Source organism: Aureivirga marina (genome assembly GCF_015767265.1).
Taxonomy (GTDB): Bacteria; Bacteroidota; Bacteroidia; order Flavobacteriales; family Flavobacteriaceae; genus Aureivirga; species Aureivirga marina.
On record NZ_JADPIB010000002.1, the window covers coordinates 331,375 to 350,039 of the forward strand.

20 protein-coding genes are annotated in these 18,665 nt (G+C 30.1%); 12 read left to right on the forward strand and 8 right to left on the reverse strand.

Features of this window, described 5'->3' with window-relative positions; translation table 11 throughout:
• Window positions 1-93: 93 nt before the first annotated feature.
• Window positions 94-3,540, forward strand: a complete 3,447-nt coding sequence (locus tag I1A51_RS05630) for a fibronectin type III domain-containing protein (protein WP_196891930.1) — start codon at window positions 94-96, stop codon at window positions 3,538-3,540.
• 69 nt (window positions 3,541-3,609) lie between these two features.
• On the opposite strand, the gene rsmG is transcribed toward I1A51_RS05630, so the two are convergent.
• On the reverse strand, window positions 3,610-4,239 hold the full coding sequence (gene rsmG, locus I1A51_RS05635) for a 16S rRNA (guanine(527)-N(7))-methyltransferase RsmG (protein WP_196891932.1): 630 nt from the start codon (window positions 4,237-4,239) through the stop codon (window positions 3,610-3,612).
• 112 nt (window positions 4,240-4,351) lie between these two features.
• The gene (locus I1A51_RS05640; RefSeq protein ID WP_196891934.1) at window positions 4,352-6,403 is read right to left on the reverse strand and encodes a dipeptidyl-peptidase 3 family protein; all 2,052 of its coding nucleotides are present in this window, start codon (window positions 6,401-6,403) and stop codon (window positions 4,352-4,354) included.
• A gap of 96 nt (window positions 6,404-6,499) precedes the next feature.
• On the opposite strand from I1A51_RS05640, the gene I1A51_RS05645 reads away from it, so the two are divergent.
• Window positions 6,500-7,030: an SRPBCC family protein gene (locus tag I1A51_RS05645; RefSeq protein WP_196891936.1), complete on the forward strand. Its 531-nt coding sequence runs from the start codon at window positions 6,500-6,502 to the stop codon at window positions 7,028-7,030.
• 48 nt (window positions 7,031-7,078) lie between these two features.
• Here the strand turns inward: I1A51_RS05645 and I1A51_RS05650 are convergent, their stop codons facing one another.
• Together I1A51_RS05650 and I1A51_RS05655 are read right to left on the reverse strand one after the other, a co-directional pair.
• Window positions 7,079-7,567, reverse strand: coding sequence for a methylated-DNA--[protein]-cysteine S-methyltransferase (locus I1A51_RS05650; RefSeq protein ID WP_196891938.1), 489 nt, complete (start codon window positions 7,565-7,567; stop codon window positions 7,079-7,081).
• Window positions 7,551-8,318: a TatD family hydrolase gene (locus I1A51_RS05655; protein WP_196891940.1), complete on the reverse strand. Its 768-nt coding sequence runs from the start codon at window positions 8,316-8,318 to the stop codon at window positions 7,551-7,553. The genes I1A51_RS05650 and I1A51_RS05655 overlap by 17 nt, the downstream gene beginning before the upstream one ends.
• Before the next feature lie 32 nt (window positions 8,319-8,350).
• Here I1A51_RS05655 and I1A51_RS05660 point away from each other — a divergent pair, with 32 nt between their 5' ends.
• From I1A51_RS05660 to I1A51_RS05680, 5 genes are all read left to right on the forward strand, one after another.
• Window positions 8,351-8,791, forward strand: a complete 441-nt coding sequence (locus tag I1A51_RS05660; RefSeq protein ID WP_196891942.1) for a retropepsin-like aspartic protease — start codon at window positions 8,351-8,353, stop codon at window positions 8,789-8,791.
• Window positions 8,792-8,819: 28 nt separating this feature from the next.
• Window positions 8,820-10,013: a molybdopterin molybdotransferase MoeA gene (locus I1A51_RS05665; protein ID WP_196891944.1), complete on the forward strand. Its 1,194-nt coding sequence runs from the start codon at window positions 8,820-8,822 to the stop codon at window positions 10,011-10,013.
• A 1-nt stretch (window position 10,014) separates the two neighbouring features.
• A complete protein-coding gene (gene moaC / locus I1A51_RS05670; protein WP_196891945.1) occupies window positions 10,015-10,488 on the forward strand; it encodes a cyclic pyranopterin monophosphate synthase MoaC in 474 nt (157 codons plus the stop codon).
• A 200-nt stretch (window positions 10,489-10,688) separates the two neighbouring features.
• Entirely contained in the window at window positions 10,689-11,195 is a 507-nt protein-coding gene (locus tag I1A51_RS05675; protein WP_196891947.1) for an RNA polymerase sigma factor, read from the forward strand.
• Window positions 11,196-11,197: 2 nt separating this feature from the next.
• Window positions 11,198-11,467, forward strand: a complete 270-nt coding sequence (locus I1A51_RS05680) for a hypothetical protein (RefSeq protein ID WP_196891949.1) — start codon at window positions 11,198-11,200, stop codon at window positions 11,465-11,467.
• A gap of 73 nt (window positions 11,468-11,540) precedes the next feature.
• Here I1A51_RS05680 and I1A51_RS05685 read toward each other — a convergent pair whose 3' ends face one another.
• From I1A51_RS05685 to ahcY, 3 genes are all read right to left on the reverse strand, one after another.
• Window positions 11,541-12,725, reverse strand: coding sequence for a pyridoxal phosphate-dependent aminotransferase (locus tag I1A51_RS05685; RefSeq protein WP_196891951.1), 1,185 nt, complete (start codon window positions 12,723-12,725; stop codon window positions 11,541-11,543).
• Window positions 12,726-12,749: 24 nt separating this feature from the next.
• On the reverse strand, window positions 12,750-13,844 hold the full coding sequence (locus tag I1A51_RS05690; RefSeq protein WP_196891952.1) for a fatty acid desaturase family protein: 1,095 nt from the start codon (window positions 13,842-13,844) through the stop codon (window positions 12,750-12,752).
• Window positions 13,845-14,087: 243 nt separating this feature from the next.
• On the reverse strand, window positions 14,088-15,404 hold the full coding sequence (gene ahcY, locus I1A51_RS05695) for an adenosylhomocysteinase (RefSeq protein WP_196891954.1): 1,317 nt from the start codon (window positions 15,402-15,404) through the stop codon (window positions 14,088-14,090).
• A gap of 149 nt (window positions 15,405-15,553) precedes the next feature.
• Between ahcY and I1A51_RS05700 the strand changes: the two genes are divergently transcribed.
• The 5 genes from I1A51_RS05700 to I1A51_RS05720 are packed head-to-tail and all read left to right on the forward strand — an operon-like array spanning window position 15,554 to window position 18,323.
• Entirely contained in the window at window positions 15,554-16,180 is a 627-nt protein-coding gene (locus I1A51_RS05700) for a 4'-phosphopantetheinyl transferase family protein (protein ID WP_196891956.1), read from the forward strand.
• Window positions 16,181-16,936, forward strand: coding sequence for a geranylgeranylglyceryl/heptaprenylglyceryl phosphate synthase (locus tag I1A51_RS05705; protein WP_196891957.1), 756 nt, complete (start codon window positions 16,181-16,183; stop codon window positions 16,934-16,936).
• The gene (locus tag I1A51_RS05710; protein WP_196891959.1) at window positions 16,920-17,180 is read left to right on the forward strand and encodes a YkoF family thiamine/hydroxymethylpyrimidine-binding protein; all 261 of its coding nucleotides are present in this window, start codon (window positions 16,920-16,922) and stop codon (window positions 17,178-17,180) included. Before I1A51_RS05705 ends, I1A51_RS05710 begins: the two co-directional genes overlap by 17 nt.
• The gene (pnuC, locus tag I1A51_RS05715; protein WP_196891961.1) at window positions 17,164-17,793 is read left to right on the forward strand and encodes a nicotinamide riboside transporter PnuC; all 630 of its coding nucleotides are present in this window, start codon (window positions 17,164-17,166) and stop codon (window positions 17,791-17,793) included. The genes I1A51_RS05710 and pnuC overlap by 17 nt, the downstream gene beginning before the upstream one ends.
• Window positions 17,754-18,323, forward strand: coding sequence for an AAA family ATPase (locus I1A51_RS05720; protein WP_196891962.1), 570 nt, complete (start codon window positions 17,754-17,756; stop codon window positions 18,321-18,323). The genes pnuC and I1A51_RS05720 overlap by 40 nt, the downstream gene beginning before the upstream one ends.
• Window positions 18,324-18,369: 46 nt before the next feature.
• On the opposite strand, the gene I1A51_RS05725 is transcribed toward I1A51_RS05720, so the two are convergent.
• Window positions 18,370-18,591, reverse strand: coding sequence for a hypothetical protein (locus tag I1A51_RS05725; protein WP_196891964.1), 222 nt, complete (start codon window positions 18,589-18,591; stop codon window positions 18,370-18,372).
• Between the last annotated feature and the right edge of the window lie 74 nt (window positions 18,592-18,665).

The following is an 18,665-nucleotide window of genomic DNA, read 5'->3' on the forward strand; positions in this document are numbered from 1 at the left end:
AACATTTATTTTACATTTAACCTTGCATAATTCCATTTTTATAGTAAATTTAACAACTTATAAACGTAATATTAAAAACAAATTTTTACATCTATGAGAAAAATTACTCTATTAATCACATTACTTACTTTGGTCTTTGGCTGGAAGTCTTATTCCCAGTGTCCGCCTGGCTATACAACAGTCTATTTAAACGTCTACGAAGCTAATTCTGGGAGTGTCATAGCAACTGGCGAAGAATGGGTAAATATCACCACTGAAGAAGATGGTGAAGGATCAATAATTTGGTCTCAAGGAGATGAATTAGGAGAAAATTCAGGAACTGACGGATTGAGTTTTCCTGTTGCAATTTGTATTCCTGAAGGTCAAGATTTATACATAAATGCGTATGATAAATTTGATGATGGATGGTATGATTATAATGGAGATGATATCTATTATGAATTAACAGATCCATCTGGAACAATTATTATTGCAAATAATAGTGGAGCTACGCCTGCTCCTGCTCCAGTTACAGCTGTAGTTCCAGACGATGGTGAATCTGATGGTTCAAGTGCGAATTGGCAACATCCAGAAGATTTAGAATCTTCTGAAATGTTTAATTTTACACCACCAACTTGTCCATCGCCTTCAAATATTAGTTCATCAGTAGTTGGACCAACGAATGCTACTTTAAATTGGAATGCAGGTGGAACAGAAACTGAATGGGAAGTTATTGTACAATATGCTACAGATCCTGCACCAGCAAGTGATGCAGTTGGAACTTCAACAACGAACAATTCAACTTATCCTGTAACTGGTTTAGATCAAGGAACTGAATATGCAGTTTATGTGAAAGCAATTTGTGATGATGGAGGAAGTTATTGGGCTAGTAATTATACATTTACTACAACTATTTCTTGTCCTGATATTTCTAATGTAAATACTACTTCTATTCAAGGAGAATCTGTAGTGATTGAATGGACAGCTGGAGGATCAGAGACGCAATGGGAAGTTTTAGTACAAACAGCAGGAACAGGAGTCTCAGGTTCATCAACTGGAACTACAACAACAAATAATAATGATTATACAGAAAATGGATTAACAGCAGAAACAGATTATGAATATTATATTCGTCCTATTTGTGCTGCAAATGATATTGGCGCATGGTCAGGTCCTTTTAATTTCTCAACACCTTGTAGTTTTACAACTTTACCTTATGAATATAGTTTTGCAGGTGGAGAATCTGATTGTTGGGAATTTGAATCTTTCGGTGGGAATCCTTGGGTAGTTGGAAGTGGAACTGCATCAGATGGTGATGGAGGACATTTACAATTTACATATTCATCTTCAGTTTCTGATTCTTGGGCTTATGCTAAAGGAATTTATCTAGAAGCTGGTGAAGGATTCCAATTAGTATTTGATTATAGAGGTTATAGCAACTGGACTCCAGAAAAATTAAAAGTTACTGTTGGAACTTCTCCTTCAAAAGATGCACAGAATACGACATTATGGGATAATCCAAATATTTTAGGTAATACTTATCAAGAATCTGATGAAATTATTTTTACGGCAACAGAAGCTGGTGTTTATTACATAGGATTTAACTGTTATTCGAATGCTTGGTCATGGTATTTATATGTTGATAATATTAGAGTTACAGTACCTCCTACTTGTCCAAAACCTAAAAACTTCAATGTTAGTGATGTTCAAACAACTTCAGCTAAATTAGATTGGGAATCAGGTGGAGCTTCAACATGGGAAGTTGCTTATCAATTAGAAAGTGATGGTAATGTTGTTGATGATTCTGTTGCTACAATTTTAACTGTTACTGATTCTGATGAAATTAATCCATATACATTAAATGGGTTAGATCCAAATACTACTTATAATGCATTTGTAAGAGATTATTGTGCTGCCGATGATCAAAGTGAATGGAGAGGTCCTGTAACTTTTAGAACATTATGTGCTGATTATGATATTCCTTTCACAGAAACTTTAGATACAGACTCAAATACAACTTTTTGTTGGGATGTAATAAATGATGGAGATTTCGCTGGATTATCTGGAAATACTTCTGATTTCTTTGAAGGAAATCAATCTTATAGTGTAACTGAAAACTATTATTCTTGGTCATCTCCTAGAAATTTTGATGAATGGTTAATTTCACCTCTTATTAATATTACAGGTGATGAATTAGTTAAATTCAATTATAAAATTACTGGAAATAATGAAAACTGGGGTGATAATTTGAAAATTGAAATCTTAATTTCTGATACTGATAATCAAGATGATTTTACAACAATACACACAGTTGGTGTGGAAGATTTAGTTTTAGGAGAATATGTTGAAATTGAAAAAGATATTTCTGCATATAATACACCATCTTATTTTGCTTTTAGATTTAGTGGAACTGTAGAAGTAACCACTTCATTCTTCATTGATAATATTAGATGGGAACAAAGACCACCATGTCCAAAACCTGCTGAGTTAGTAGTAGAATCTATCAATATTGAATCTGTATTCTTGAGTTGGAATCCTCAAAATGACAATACCGATTTTCAAGTAGTTGTTCAACCAGCTGGTACTGGTTTACCTACAGAATCTACACCAATGTATGATACAACTATTTCAACTAATTTTGAAGCAGATGGATTGAGTGGTCAAACGTATTATGAAGTTTATGTAAGAAACGTTTGTGGTGGCGATGACGGAAATAGTGAATGGTTTGGTCCAGTAATATTCTCTACTCTATGTGGAGTTGGAAATGTCCCTTGGTCTGAAGGATTTGAAGGATTACCAGAAGTTGGTTATGGTGTTATTCCAGAATGTATGACTTTAGAAGGTGAATCTGTTTACTCATATAATGGAGCACAGCCTTATTATAACCAAACTCCAAATACAGGAGAAAAATTTATCTCTATTGAATATGATTCAGATGCTTGGTTATTTACACCAATGTTCAATTTAGATAAAGATACAAACTATAAATTCTCATTCTCTTATATTGTTGATGGAAATTATATTAATGGAACAGAAGGGTTTAACTTAAAAGTTAAATTTGGAGATGGAGTTAATTCAGAATCTATGGAATTCCCAATTGGATATCCTGAATACAACTTACAATTACCAGTTGAAAATGAAGAAGTGCAGAATGTTTATCAAACTTATGAAGCTGTATTTTCTCCATTAGAATCAGGTGTTTTTACAATTGGAATTAATATAGATGCTGCTTTCGATCCTTATTACATGTCTATTGATGATTTAAAAATTGAAGTAACTGAAGAAGATGTTACTAATCCAATAAATACTGTTTCAGTAGAAGATCACTTCTTAGAAGGATTAAGTTTATATCCAAATCCAACAGAAGGAGTACTTAATATTAGCTCTAAAAATGTTGTAAATTCAATTAGTGTAACTAATTTATTAGGTCAAACTATTATTGAGAAAGAAGTAAACAAATACAATGATCAAATTGACATTACAAGTTTACCAACAGGAAACTATATTGTAAAAGTTCAAATTAAAGATCAAGTTGGAATTTATAAAATATTGAAAAATTAAAAATTCAATTTATACAAAAAGAAAAGGCTATCGTATTGATAGCCTTTTTTTATGTTATTAACCTAAAAATTAAGGTTTATATTTCAATGGTAAATGCACAACTTTTTTAGTTTCATAAAAAGATTCTTCATAAAAATCTTTTAAATCATATAAAGTCGCACTTGGAAATCCTGAAAGCTCTTCTGTAAGATCCCCACCTTTTAAATAAAGAATTCCATTTCTTAATTCATGATTTTGTTTCTTTTTCACTTTTTTACGAACCCATTTTACAAAATCTGGCATTTGAGTTACTGCTCTACTGACAATAAAATCAAATTCATCTTTCACTTTTTCAGCTCGCATATGTGAAGCTTGTAAATTCTCCAAACCTATTGCGTTAGAAACTTCTGTAACTACTTTAATTTTCTTTCCAATTGAATCAACTAAATGAAATTGTGTTTCTGGAAACAAAATTGCTAAAGGAATTCCTGGAAATCCACCTCCACAACCAACATCTAAAACAGAACTACCTGGTTTGAATTCTTGAACTTTTGCGATTCCTAAAGAATGCAACACATGTTTTTCATATAATGAATCTATATCTTTTCTTGAAATAACATTAATTTGTGCATTCCAATGTGCATACAATTCTTGTAATTGTCCAAATTGTTCTATTTGTTTCTCACTAAGATTTTCAAAATACTTCTTGATGATTTCCATAAAAAATTAATTTGCGACAAAATTATAATTAATTCATTTCTTAGAAAAATTTAAATAAAAAAAGCGATTACCAAATAATGATAATCGCTTTGTAAATTATTTTATCTAAAAATTAGTTCTTGCTTGGTAAAAAGCTATAATCTTTAGCATATTTCAACATCTGAGAATCAAATCCATTAGGTTGTACAACTTTCACATCTGTAATGTTTCCGTCTGCATCCTTAACTGGCTCTAAAACTGGATTTACAAATCCACTATATGGAGCTGATTTGAATTTTTTGTTTCTTTCTAAAACTTCTTTATGAATATCTTGATCTACTTTTACACCATAATTTTCAACTAAAGCTTCAGCTGCTTCGAAATCTCCTTCTGATTTAATTCTTTGGATTTCTTTTAATAATTGTCCAAATAAATCACGTAATTTCTTATAATCTCTAATTACAAAATATGTTTTTCCATCTTTTGTAACTTTCTCGATTACATTATCATTTTTACCTTTTTCATAAGCCCATAAAGAAACTAATTGACGGTTTCTCATGTGTGCTTCTTCAATATCATCTCCTAAATTAAGACGAATTAATTGTGTCATTAATCCATTTCTGATATATCCATCATAAGCAGCAATTCCAACTTCTTCTGCATTTGGAGAAAGTCCTAATTCTACTAATTTTCCATCAGGTAAATAATATAAACCAACCAAGTCTGCACGAGCTTCTTCTAAAGTAGAAGCATAATTTTTCATCGTTTCTTTTGGCGTTCCAACTCCTGGATTAATTTTTCCACTTGCATGCCCAATTACCTCGTGTAAAGCAGTGTGCATTTTATCAGCTAACTTTCCGTGTTTTTTCTCTAATTCTACTTCTCTTTCAGTAAAAGCAAACTCTTCTAAACGATTACTTCCTCCTGCATTATTATAAGAATTAATGATATTTCCTAAAGAAACTGATTTAGATCCATGTTTTGCACGAATCCAGTTAGCATTTGGTAAGTTTACTCCGATTGGTGTAGAAGGCGAAGCATCTCCAGCTTCTCCAGCAACATTAACCGTTTTATAAGAAACTCCAACTACTTTTTCTTTTTTATGCTCTTTCATGATTGAAGAATTATCTTCAAACCATTGTGCATTTTCTGCTAAAACAGCCATTTTCTTACTCATCTCAAAATCTTTAATTTCGATAATTGATTCGTAAGAACCTTTGTATCCCATTGGATCATTATAAACTTCGATAAAACTATTGATGTAATCTACATCTCCTCCTAAAGTATTTACCCAAGCAATATTATAAGCATCCCAAGTTTCTAAATCTCCTGTTTGATAATATTTAATTAATAAATCAAAAGCTTTTGCTTGCTCATCATTCTCTGCAACACCTTTCGCTTTTTCTAACCAAAAAATGATTTTATCAATTGCATCACCATACATTCCTCCAGACTTCCAAACTTTTTCAAAAACTTTTCCGTCTTCTTTTACTAATTTAGAGTTTAATCCAAAAGATAATGGTTCATCTGCATTTGGACTTTTCTTTGCTTTATAAAAAGCTTCTACATCAGCTGCAGTCATATTTGGAGAATAAAAGTTCACTGCTGAACCTTTAACTAATCCCTTTTTTGCATCTAAGTTTACTTTCTTTGCATCTTTATCATTAAAAATTACATCAAAAGCTTCTCCTTCAAGTGTTGTATTTGTTTCTTTTAATAACGTTTTTAAATAATCACTAGAAAATTCTGGCTGGATTTTATCATTTGAATAATGGTGGTGAATTCCATTTGAAAACCAAACTCTTTTGATATAAACTTCAAATTTCTTCCAATCTTCAGAATTTTTATCACCTTTAAAATTCGCATAAACATTTTCTAAAGCTCTACGAATTGTAAGGTTATGACGGTAATTCTGATCCCACATGATATCTCTACCTGATAAACCAGCTTGCGTTAAATAATAAACTAATTGTTTTTGTTTTAAAGAAAGTTGATCAAATCCAGGAATTTGATAACGTAAAATTTTAATATCTGCAAACTGCTCTACTTCATAGTTAAAATCATTCTCTGCAATTACTTCTGTAGCTTCCACAACTTTTACTGGTTTTTCGGCCTTCTTACCTTCTCCGCAAGAAAATAAAGTACTCGCAATCAATGCAGTACTAAGCACATATTTTAATCTCATTGGATGTTTATTTAGTTTTTAATGTTTCCAAATTTAATAAAAAAGAAGAAATAATTTAATAAATTAGTAATAATACTAATTTAAAAGTTTTGAGTAATGAAGTTTGTAAAGTTTATCGTGTATATCATCATTATCCTAATTATAGGTTCGGTGATCTATTTATCAACACTTTCTGGAAAATATAATGTATTCAGAACCAGAATTATAAAAGCTCCTGTATCGGAAGTTTTTAAAACAATTGATAACCTAAAAACTTGGGAAGAATGGGGACCTTGGAACGAACAAGATTCAACAATTGTCTATAAATATAATGACAAAACAACTGGAGTCGACGCTACTTATTCATGGACGAGTAAAGCAGATGGACCAGGATCTATTACAACAATTTCTGAAATGCCTGATAAAGAAATTAAACAAACATTATCTTTCGAAAATCGTGGAAGCTCTGAAATTGTATGGTATTTTACAGAATATGAAGGGGGAACTGAATTAACTTGGCAAATGAAGGGAGAATTACCTTTTTTCTTAAGGTTTATGACAGAGGAATTACAAAATAGTTTAGGACCAATGTTGGAACAAGGTTTAGACAATATTGATAATTTTGTAACCAAAAATAAAACAGAATAATCCTAAAAATAAAACATCCTAAACTTATTTTGTTTAGGATGTTTTTATTTAAAATAAAGTCATTTGTTTTTCTATAATTCCTTCTTTTTCTAAAAGCCATTTTTTACGCCAAATTCCTCCTGCATAACCTGTCAATTCTCCACTTTTTCCAATTACACGATGACATGGAATTACAATTGAAATTGGATTTTTACCATTTGCAGAAGCAATTGCTCGAATTGCTTTTAAATCACCAAATATCTCAGATTGTTCTGAATAAGAAATCGATTTTCCGTAAGGAATTTCAGAAAGTATTTTCCAAACTTTAATCTGAAAATCTGTTCCTTTTGGATTTAATTTAAAAGAAAACTCTTTTCTATCTTCAAAAAAATATTCTTTTAATTGTTTGACACTTTCTTCTAAAACTTTAGGAATATTCTCCGAAATTTCTCCTTCAAAATTATCTTTAAAATAAATTGAAGAAACACCTTCTTGTGTTCCAATTATTTCTAAAACTCCAATCGGACTTTCGAAATAAACTTTAGATTCCAAAGACATCTTTTGAATTTTTAGTAGTTATCTCTGCAATTTCTTCTGGTAAAAGTCCGTAAATATCCACTAACTTCTCTACTACATAAGTCAAATAACTACTTTCATTTCTTTTTCCTCTTTTTGGCGTCGGAGCTAGATAAGGAGCATCTGTTTCTAAAACAATATTTTCAATTGGAATTTCTTCTAAAAACTTGTCAATTTTTCCATTTTTAAAAGTTACAACACCTCCAATTCCTAATTTCATATTATAAGAAATCGCTTGTTTTGCTTGTTCTAAATTCCCAGAAAAACAATGGAAAATTCCATATAAATCTTCTCCTTTTTCTTCTTCTAAAATTTCAAAAATTTCATCAAAAGCATCTCTACAATGAATTACTATTGGAAGTTTTCTTTCTTTTGCCCATTTAATTTGTGTTCGAAAAGCTTCTTGTTGTTCTTTTAAATGCGTTTTATCCCAATACAAATCAATTCCAATTTCTCCAATTGCATAAAACTTTTTTGTATCTAAATAACTTTCTACCTGCTTTAATTCTTCCAAATAGTTATCTTTGACAGATGTTGGGTGTAATCCCATCATTAAAAACATATTTTCTGGATAAGCATCAGCCAAAGCAATCATTGACTCATGAGTTTCAGAATCTATTGCAGGTAGAAAAAAACGAGAAACACCAGCATCTAATGCTCTCTGAATCATCTCGTCTCTATCTTCATTAAACTGCTTACTGTATAAATGTGTATGCGTATCAGTTATAATCATTTACTTAAAAATTTTTACAAAAATAGTTTTAAATGGCAAGCTTGAAAAAAAAACTTTTGAAAAAAGGCTATACAAAAATTAAGATCAAAAAAATCAAAACAAATCATCTGGAAGTTAAAGGAAAAATTAATGGAACGAAAGGAAGATTTATTGTTGATACTGGTGCATCTAATTCTTGTATTGGTTTTGAAATGATGGAACTTTTCAATTTACAAGGAGAAGATTCTGAAACAAAAGCTGCAGGTGCAGGAGGAACAAACTTAGAAACGCAAATCTCAAAAGGAAATCGAATTAAATTTAATAAATGGAAAGATGCTAATTGTGATTTAGTATTAATGGATTTAACCCATGTAAATACTGCTTTGACACAATTAAACGCAAAACCAGTTCACGGAATTATTGGTGCAGATATTTTAGAAAAAGCAAATGCAATTATCGATTATAAGTCGAAATATTTGTTTTTAAAAAAATAAAAACCATTTAAATTTAAAACCTTATAAAATGCTAATATCAGTAAAAGAAGCATTACATACCATTCTTGAAAACACAGAAGATTTTGGAACAGAATCGATTCATTTTCTTGAAACAACAGGACGAATTTTAAAAGAAAATATCATTGCTGATAGAGATTTCCCTCCTTTTGATCGAGTGTCAATGGATGGAATTGCAATTGATTTTAATACGTTTAAAAAAGGACAAAAAACTTTTGAAATCGAAAATGTACAAGCTGCTGGAAGTCCACAAAAAACTTTAGAATCTAAAGAAAATTGCTTGGAAGCAATGACTGGTGCAATTCTTCCTTTAAATGCAAATTGTGTCATTCCTTATGAAAAAGTTCATATCGAAGATAATAAAGCAACGATTCAGGAAGAAAACCTACGTTTTTTCCAAAATATCCATGCAAAAGGAAAAGATCAAAAAGCTGGAGATATTTTAATTAAAGAAAATACAGAAATTTCTGCTGCGGAAATTGGAATTTTAGCTTCTGTTGGAAAGGAATTTGTCAAAGTTGCTAAACTTCCGAAAATTGTAATTGTTTCTACTGGAGATGAATTAGTTGATGTAAATGAAACTCCAGAAGTTCATCAAATTCGAAGAAGCAACGTTTATTCTCTTTTTTCTTTAGTAGAAAAATTTAAAATTAAAGCAGATTTAAAACATATTAATGACAACAAAGAAGTTTTAGAAAAAACTGTAAAATCTTTGTTTGAAAACTATGATGTTTTAATGTTTAGTGGAGCTGTAAGCAAAGGAAAGTTTGATTTTATTCCTGAAATTTTAGATACTCTTGGCGTTCAAAAACTGTTTCACAAAGTACAACAACGCCCAGGAAAACCTTTTTGGTTTGGTAAAAAAGAAAATAAAACAGTTTTCGCTTTCCCAGGAAATCCAGTTTCTACGTATGTAAATTGTATCAAATATTTTTATCCTTGGTTTGAAAAATCTGTTTTTGGGCAAGAAAAAACTTTAGACACAGCTATTCTTTCAGAAGATTTCTCTTTTAAACCTAGTTTGACTTATTTTTTACAAGTTAAATTAGAAAACCAAAACGGAGAAACTTTTGCAATTCCAGAAAAAGGAAATGGTTCGGGAGATTTGGCTAATTTGGTAAATGCAGATGCTTTTATCGAATTATCAAATGAAATTACAGAATTCAAAAAAGGAATGATTTTTCCAATTTTAAAATATAGATAAGATGAGTGAATTTACACATTTAAATGAAGAAAATCAGCCAAAAATGGTAAATGTTGGTGAGAAAAAAATCACAAAACGAACTGCCACAGCAAAAGCTGAAATGTTTTTAGGAAAAGAAATTATTTCTCACTTTGAGGGAAATGAATTAAAAACAAAAAAAGGTCCTGTTTTTCAAACAGCAATTATCGCGGGAATTCAAGCGGTAAAGAAAACTTCTGACATTATTCCAATGTGTCATCCACTTTTGATTAACGGTGTAGATGTCGATATTCAAATTGTAGACGAAGAAAACATCAAAATTCTTTGTACAGTTTCTATCGAAGGAAAAACTGGTGTAGAAATGGAAGCTCTTATAGGAGCAACTGCAACTGCTTTGACAGTTTATGATATGTGTAAAGCAATTTCACAAAATATGGTAATTCAGAAAGTTGAATTATTAGAAAAAACTGGTGGAAAATCAGATATAAAGAAATAATTTTTTGGAGCTTCCCCTGCAAAGCTCTTTGCAGGGTCGGGCTTTCCACTATATCTTTTGCTGCAAATCTGCAAGCAGCAAAAGGATGCCGTTTCAATCCCTAAGCCAGAGAAAAACAAACTTTTTTATTTTTTTTAAAATTTTCTGTCATATTTTAAAAGTCCATGTAACTAATTAATATGAATGGTAAAACGAAATAAATGGCACATCCGAAAAAATTAAATTTTGAAGAAATCTTATTGGAAAATAAAACACAAATCTATCGCATTTGTAAAATTTATGCGAAATCTCCATTAGAACCAAAAGATCTTTTTCAAGAAACTGTTTATGAACTTTGGAAATCTTTTAATTCTTTCCAAGGAAAATCTGATATCAAAACTTGGATTTATAGAATTACACTAAATATTTGTATTCGTTCCAAGGAAAAATCGGATCGAAAAAACCATTTAATTTCCTCTTTGGATTCTATTCAAATTACACCAGCTGATGCTCCAATAGACCATGAAAAACAAGAGAAATACGATGCTTTACTTTCTTGTATTTCAAAATTGGAAGAAAGCAACAAACAGATTACCATTCTTTATTTGGAGAAATTACCTTATAAAGAAATTGCCAAAATCACTGGTATATCGGAAAATCATGTGGCAGTAAAAATGAAAAGGATTCGAAAAATATTATTGGAATGTATCACTAAAAAATTGGATTAATTATGTGGAATAAAGAACAAAAAGAAGCTTGGGAAGGTTTGGAAAATCTTTGGAATGAGCAACCAGAATCTGAGAAAATAAATATTCAAATTGAGAATCTTGTTTTAGAATTAAAAAATAAAACAAGTGAATTTGAAAAAAAATCAATTCAAAAAGATCTAGATTATATCAAAGAAAATACAAGTGATTTTGAAAAAGATTCTATTAAAAAAGACCTAAAACAAATCACTTCTTTTCTTGCAAAATTCAAATCAAAAAAGAAGAAAAAATAAAACTATATGCAACAAAAAACCACATCAGAAAATTCAGATGTGGTTTTATTATATTTTAATATTAGTTATTTTCTTAACTCAATATTTTTTTGATTCTTGCAATAGCTTCTCTAATATTTTCTTCAGAAGCAGCATAAGAAATTCGGATACAATTTGGCGAACCAAAAGCATCACCAGTCACAGTTGCAACATTTGCTTCTTGTAAAAGTAACATTGAAAAATCAGAAGCATTTTCAATTTTATGCCCAGCAATTGTTTTTCCAAAATAAGAAGAAACATCTGGGAAAATATAGAATGCACCTTTAGGCATATTTAATTTAAATCCGTCAATTTCGCTTAATAAATTATAGATGATTTCTCTTCTTCTTTCAAACTCATCTACCATATATTTAATTTTCGAAGGATCTGCATCAACAGCAGCGATTGTAGCTTTCTGAGCGATACAATTTGCTCCAGAAGTACTTTGTCCTTGCATTTTCGTACAAGCTTTTGCAATCCATTCTGGCGCTCCAATATAACCAATTCTCCAACCTGTCATCGCAAATGCTTTTGCAACTCCATTTACTGTAATTGTTCTGTCATACATGCTATCAATTGCAGCAAAACTAAAAGTTTTTCCTTCATAAATAATATGTTCATAGATTTCATCAGAAATCACAAAAATATCTGGATATTTCTCTAAAACTTTTGCGATTGCTCTAAATTCTTCTTCTGTATAAATAGAACCACTAGGATTATTTGGTGAATTGAAAACAATTAATTTTGTTTTTGATGTAATTGCTTCTTCTAATTGTTCTGGAGTAATTTTAAAATCAGAATCAATATCTGTTTCAATAATCATTGGAACTCCTTCATTTAAAAGAACCATTGCTTCATAACTTACCCAAAAAGGCGCTGGTAAAATCACCTCATCTCCAACATCTACTAAAGCAGAAATTACATTTGCTAACGATTGTTTAGCTCCTGTTGAAACTACAATTTGATTTGGTGAATATTTAATCTGATTATCTCTTTCGAACTTACGACAAATAGCTTCTTTTAAATCTTGATAACCATCTACTGGTGTATAAGAATTATAGTTATCATTGATTGCTTTGATAGCAGCTTCTTTAATAAAATCAGGAGTATTAAAATCTGGTTCTCCCAAACTCAAACCGATAATATCTTTTCCTTCTGATTTCAATTCTCTTGCTTTTGCTGCCATTGCTAAAGTTTGAGAAACTGGTATACTATTTACACGTTTCGATAATTTTTTCATAAATACTTGTTCGTTGTTTATTGGCTAATGTGCAGGACTATATCCTAATGTTTGTAATTGTCTAAAATGGGAAACAATTGCTTTACTCATGGTTTTGTATTCATGGTAAGGTAAATTGAATTCCTTAGCTGTTTCTTTTACAATTTCTCCAATTTTTCCATAGTGAATATGCGAAATATTTGGAAAAATATGATGTTCTACTTGATGATTTAAACCACCAGTAAAATACGAAATAATTTTATTTTTAGGTGCAAAATTCGATGTTGTATACAATTGATGTATTGCCCAAGTATTTTCTAATTTTCCCTCCTCATTTGGCAATGGCATTTCTGTTTCAGGAACAACGTGTGCTAACTGGAAAATAACACTTAAAATAATTCCAGCTGTATAATGCATAATGAAAAATCCTAGTAAAACTTTCCAAAAAGCAATATTTAAAATTAAGTATGGTAAAACAATCCAAATTCCATAATAAAGCACTTTTGTTATAATTAAATTTAACCACTGTACTTTAGCTGATGGATATTTTCCAAAAGAAAGTTTTCTTTTATTATATCGATAAGTTTGTTTGAAATCTGTTGTAATTGCCCAGTTAAAAGTCAATAATCCATAAAGAAAAATCGAGTAATATTTCTGGAATTTATGCATTTTAAACCATTTTGCATGTTTTGAAAAACGGATAACTCTTCCTGCATCAATATCTTCATCATAGCCTTGAATATTTGTATATGTATGGTGTAAAACATTATGTTGTACTTTCCAGTTATAAGCATTTCCAGCCAAAATGTAAATACTGCTTCCCATTAATTTATTCACCCATTTTTTGCTAGAAAATGATTCATGATTCGAATCGTGCATAATATTCATTCCAACTCCAGCCATTCCAATTCCCATCACAATAGCTAAAATAAATAAAGCCCATTGTGGCATTGAAACTGTCAAAATTAAAATGAAAGGGATGATGAATAAGGAGAACATTACAATTGCTTTACTATACAATTTCCAGTTTCCTGTTTTTTTAATATTATTTTCTTTAAAATAAGTATTAACACGTTTATTTAATGTTCTAAAAAATTTAGTCTTGTCAATTTTAGAGAAAGTGATTGTTTTTGTATTCATTCAATTTCTGTATTTCATTGGGATTAGGCGCAAAAATACATCATTTATTTGAAGTACCTTCAAAATTTGACAAATAAAAAAGCTTGTTTTTAACAATTTAAAAATCAAGGAATAAAGAATTATAGTATTACTATTACCAATTTTAAAATCTTTTAGATAGTTTTAACAAAAAGATTATAGATTAAATAAAAAAACCGATTCCAAAAATTGAAATCGGTTTTGCTATATTTTAAACTAAAAATCTTAGTATCTATAGTATTCTGGCTTGAATGGACCTTCAACTGTAACTCCGATATATTTAGCTTGATCCTCTGATAATTCGTCTAATTCTACACCAATCTTAGCTAAGTGTAAACGAGCTACTTTCTCATCTAAGTGTTTTGGTAACATATACACTTTGTTATCATAGTTTTCAGAATTTTTCCAAAGCTCAATTTGCGCTAAAGTTTGATTTGTAAATGAATTACTCATTACAAAACTTGGGTGTCCTGTAGCACATCCTAAGTTTACTAATCTTCCTTCAGCTAATAAGATGATATCGTTTCCGTTGATAGTATATTGATCAACTTGAGGCTTAATTTCAACTTTAGAATCACCATGATTATTGTTTAACCAAGCAACATCAATTTCATTATCGAAGTGTCCAATGTTACAAACAATCGTTTTGTCTTTCATGTTCTCGAAGTGACGTCCAACAACGATATCTTTGTTTCCTGTTGTAGTAATTACGATATCCGCTTTTCCTACTACATTATCCATTTTACGAACTTCGAATCCGTCCATTGCAGCTTGTAAAGCACAAATTGGATCAATTTCCGTAACGATAACTCTTGCTCCAGTTCCTTTGAAAGAAGCAGCAGTTCCTTTTCCTACGTCTCCATATCCAGCAACTACAACAACTTTTCCAGCTAACATAATATCAGTTGCTCTACGAATTGCATCAACAGCAGATTCACGACATCCGTATTTGTTATCAAATTTAGATTTTGTTACAGAATCGTTTACATTGATCGCTGGCATTGGTAAAGTACCATTTTCCATACGCTCATATAAACGGTGAACTCCAGTTGTAGTTTCTTCTGATAATCCTTTGATTCCTTCAACTAAATGAGGGTAACGATCAATAACCATATTCGTTAAATCTCCACCGTCATCTAAAATCATATTTAATGGCTTTTTCTCTTCTCCAAAGAATAAAGTTTGCTCGATACACCAGTCAAACTCCTCTTCTGATAACCCCTTCCAAGCATACACAGAAACTCCTGCATCAGCAATTGCAGCAGCAGCCTGATCCTGTGTAGAGAAAATATTACAAGAACTCCAAGTAACTTCTGCTCCAAGAGCAACTAAAGTTTCAATTAAAACCGCAGTTTGAATTGTCATGTGAAGACATCCAGCAATACGAGCTCCTTTTAAAGGTTGTTCGTCTTTGTACTCTTCTCTTAAACTCATTAAACCTGGCATTTCTGCTTCAGCTAAACGAATTTCTTTACGTCCCCAGTCTGCAAGACTGATGTCTTTTACTTTATATTTAACGTAAGTCGATGTTTCTGCACTCATATTATTATATTTGTATTTTCAAAACGCAAATTTACACAAAATAAATTTTTTAAATCGTAAAATTATATTAATAGATTCTATGGAAATATTTACACATTCTATATTTAATTTTCTTAGAATCAAATATTAATTCTTCTTTTTATAGAAATATGCCTTTACTTAAAATTATTGAACCTACAGCAAAATCAAAATTATTGATTTGGCATGTAACAGAAAGCTTAGACGAACTAAAAACGATTTCCTTAACAACACACAGTGAAGAAAGAGTTTCTAAAATGAAAAATGAAATGGCACAAAAAGCTTTTTTAAGTGTTCGTCATTTATTAAAAATTGCAGGTTATGCTGATGAAGATGTAACTTACAACCAAAATGGAAAACCTTTTTTGAGTGATGGAAAATCAATTTCTATTTCACATTCTTTTGAATATGCTGTGATTGCAATTAATGAAAATGATTATATCGGTGTAGATATTGAGAAAAAAAGAGATAAAATTGTTCGAATTGCTAAAAAATTTATTGGTTCTGAAAAAAGTTTTGTCAATATGGAAACTGATATTGATAAATTAACTCGAATTTGGGGAGCAAAAGAATCTTTATTTAAAATCCATCCAGAAGGTGCAATTCAATTTGATACACATTTATTAATTTCTCCTTTTGAAATGCATGATTCAAAAACAAAAGGAAGAATTCATAAAAATAATTTTGACGAAACTTTTACAGTTTTCTTCGAAGAGTTTAATGGTTTTTGTTTGGTTTATGCTTTAAAAATGGATTAAATGAAAAGTGAATTTTACTCTTTCCTAAAAAAAGCAAAAACTGAAAAGCAAAAACTTATTGCGGTTTTATTAGATCCTGATAAATTACATTCTGAACTTATTCCTTCAAAAATTAAAAATATTCATCAACATAAAATTGATTTGATTTTTGTTGGAGGAAGTACTGTAGAAAATGGACAATCACAATTAATTTTAAAAGAAATTAAAAAATATACTTCCCTTCCAATCTTCATTTTCCCTGGTGATTTTACGCAAATTTCTGAACATGCAGATGTGCTTCTTTTTCTTTCTTTACTTTCTGGAAGAAATCCTGAATATTTAATTGAACAACAACTTAAAGCTGTTCCATATTTAAAGAAAAGTAATTTGGAAATCATTTCTACTGGATACATTTTGATTGATGGAGGTGTAAAAACTGCTGTGCAAAGAGTAAGTGAAACAACTCCAATTTGTCAAACAGAAATTGAAAAAGTTGTAAATACAGCTGTTGCAGGAATGTATTTAGGAAAGAAAATGATTTATTTAGAAGCCGGAAGTGGCGCAAAAAAAGCGGTTTCTTCTCAAATTATTGAAAAAGTAGCTGAAAATATTTCAATTCCTTTGATTGTTGGTGGCGGAATTCGTTCACAAAAACAAATTGAAAACGCTTTTTCTCATGGTGCGGATATTGTCGTTATCGGAACTGCTTTTGAAGAAAATGATACTTTTTTTGAAGATAAAAACTTAAATTTTGAGAAATATGAAACTATCCGTTGATATTAGTATGTATCCTTTACATAAAGATTTTGAAGAACCTATTAAAGAATTTATAACTAAATTGCGTGCTTCAAAATTTGAAATTCAAGAGAATCCTCTTAGTACTCAAGTTTATGGAGATTATAAAGAAATAATGACTTGGTTAAACGAAAATATTCATGAAGCTTTTTTAAATGAAGAGAATTGTGTTTTCGTTTTAAAATTAATTAAAGGAGACAGAGCTAATTATGAACCCCATATTTGATTTTTTCCTAGAGCCTTATAAACAGGCTTCTTTTTTAGATATTTTTTTAGAAATAACTGCTGTAATTTTCGGAATTGCAAGTGTATACTATGCGAAAAAAGAAAATATTTTAGTGTATCCAACTGGAATAATTTCTACTGCAATTTATGTTTTCATCTGCTGGCAATTTACACTTTACGGAGATATGATTATTAATATCTATTATACTGGAATGAGTTTTTATGGTTGGTATATTTGGACAAGAATGATTGATGATCATCATATTCCAATAACCAAATGTTCAAAAGAAGATTGGATAAAAACGATTACAATTTTTGTTGTAACTGCCGCATTTATCATCGCAATCTATAAATATTTTGACAGGTTTGATCGCATCACAGATTATTTTGATACTTTGACTACAGGAATTTTCTTTGCAGGAATGTGGTTAATGGCAAATAAGAAAATCGAAAATTGGATTGTATGGATTGTTGGTAATGTAATTTCAGTTCCTCTTTATTTTGTAAAAGGTTTAGGTTTCTCTGGAATTCAATTTACTATATTTTTAGTTTTAGCAATTTATGGTTATATAGGATGGAAAAAGATTTTAGACAAGAACGTAGCAATATCTTAAAAGTAGTAATGTTTGGTCCAGAATCTACTGGAAAAACAACACTTTCAAAACAATTAGCAGAAAAATATAAAACAGTTTGGGTTCCTGAATTTGCGAGAGATTTTTTGCAAGAAAAATGGGAAAAGGAAAATAAAATTTGTGAAGTTTCCGATTTAATTCCAATTGCAAAAGGACAAATTAAATTAGAAAATGAACTTGCAAAACAAGCGAATAAAATATTGTTTTGTGATACGAATTTGTTGGAAACAAAAGTGTATTCTGAAGAATATTATGATGGCTACGTACATGATGATTTGGAAAAAGCTGCTTTAGAAAGCGACTATGATTTTTATTTTCTGACTTATATTGATACACCTTGGGAAGAAGATGATTTAAGGGATCGACCTCATATGCGAAAGGAAATGTTCGATGCTTTTAAAAATACTTTAGACAAATACAATAAACCATATATTTTATTAAAAGGAAACAAAGAAACTCGACTAAATATTGCTGTTGAAAAAATAGATGATTTATTAAAAAATAAAAAATAGTGATAGAAAATTCTATCACTATTTTATAAGAGATCTAAGCAGTTGATTAACTAACTTTTTGAAAGATTTCATCTTTCATCTCAAACTTTTCAATTTCTTCTTTTAAATGCATCGCTTTGTTTTGTAAAAAAACTCGAATATCATTGACGCTATTGGAATCATAAAAATTATTGGCATCCAATGAAACAATTTGCTCTTTGATATTTTCTAGCTCCGCTTTCAATTGAAAAAGAGTAGAAGGTATTAAATTGAAACGTTTATTAGTCATTATCTTTGCTTTTTTGTTAATTACAAAGGTAAATTCTCATAACGCCAAAATATGTCGTGATTAAAAATTTATAT

What these genes read in the sequence shown, in the direction of transcription:
- I1A51_RS05630 (WP_196891930.1), top strand. Translation starts at nt 94, where the DNA reads ATGAGAAAAATTACTCTATTAATCACATTACTTACTTTGGTCTTTGGC.
- rsmG (WP_196891932.1), bottom strand. Translation starts at nt 4,239, where the DNA reads ATGGAAATCATCAAGAAGTATTTTGAAAATCTTAGTGAGAAACAAATA.
- I1A51_RS05640 (WP_196891934.1), bottom strand. Translation starts at nt 6,403, where the DNA reads ATGAGATTAAAATATGTGCTTAGTACTGCATTGATTGCGAGTACTTTA.
- I1A51_RS05645 (WP_196891936.1), top strand. Translation starts at nt 6,500, where the DNA reads ATGAAGTTTGTAAAGTTTATCGTGTATATCATCATTATCCTAATTATA.
- I1A51_RS05650 (WP_196891938.1), bottom strand. Translation starts at nt 7,567, where the DNA reads ATGTCTTTGGAATCTAAAGTTTATTTCGAAAGTCCGATTGGAGTTTTA.
- I1A51_RS05655 (WP_196891940.1), bottom strand. Translation starts at nt 8,318, where the DNA reads ATGATTATAACTGATACGCATACACATTTATACAGTAAGCAGTTTAAT.
- I1A51_RS05660 (WP_196891942.1), top strand. Translation starts at nt 8,351, where the DNA reads ATGGCAAGCTTGAAAAAAAAACTTTTGAAAAAAGGCTATACAAAAATT.
- I1A51_RS05665 (WP_196891944.1), top strand. Translation starts at nt 8,820, where the DNA reads ATGCTAATATCAGTAAAAGAAGCATTACATACCATTCTTGAAAACACA.
- moaC (WP_196891945.1), top strand. Translation starts at nt 10,015, where the DNA reads ATGAGTGAATTTACACATTTAAATGAAGAAAATCAGCCAAAAATGGTA.
- I1A51_RS05675 (WP_196891947.1), top strand. Translation starts at nt 10,689, where the DNA reads ATGGCACATCCGAAAAAATTAAATTTTGAAGAAATCTTATTGGAAAAT.
- I1A51_RS05680 (WP_196891949.1), top strand. Translation starts at nt 11,198, where the DNA reads ATGTGGAATAAAGAACAAAAAGAAGCTTGGGAAGGTTTGGAAAATCTT.
- I1A51_RS05685 (WP_196891951.1), bottom strand. Translation starts at nt 12,725, where the DNA reads ATGAAAAAATTATCGAAACGTGTAAATAGTATACCAGTTTCTCAAACT.
- I1A51_RS05690 (WP_196891952.1), bottom strand. Translation starts at nt 13,844, where the DNA reads ATGAATACAAAAACAATCACTTTCTCTAAAATTGACAAGACTAAATTT.
- ahcY (WP_196891954.1), bottom strand. Translation starts at nt 15,404, where the DNA reads ATGAGTGCAGAAACATCGACTTACGTTAAATATAAAGTAAAAGACATC.
- I1A51_RS05700 (WP_196891956.1), top strand. Translation starts at nt 15,554, where the DNA reads ATGCCTTTACTTAAAATTATTGAACCTACAGCAAAATCAAAATTATTG.
- I1A51_RS05705 (WP_196891957.1), top strand. Translation starts at nt 16,181, where the DNA reads ATGAAAAGTGAATTTTACTCTTTCCTAAAAAAAGCAAAAACTGAAAAG.
- I1A51_RS05710 (WP_196891959.1), top strand. Translation starts at nt 16,920, where the DNA reads ATGAAACTATCCGTTGATATTAGTATGTATCCTTTACATAAAGATTTT.
- pnuC (WP_196891961.1), top strand. Translation starts at nt 17,164, where the DNA reads ATGAACCCCATATTTGATTTTTTCCTAGAGCCTTATAAACAGGCTTCT.
- I1A51_RS05720 (WP_196891962.1), top strand. Translation starts at nt 17,754, where the DNA reads ATGGAAAAAGATTTTAGACAAGAACGTAGCAATATCTTAAAAGTAGTA.
- I1A51_RS05725 (WP_196891964.1), bottom strand. Translation starts at nt 18,591, where the DNA reads ATGACTAATAAACGTTTCAATTTAATACCTTCTACTCTTTTTCAATTG.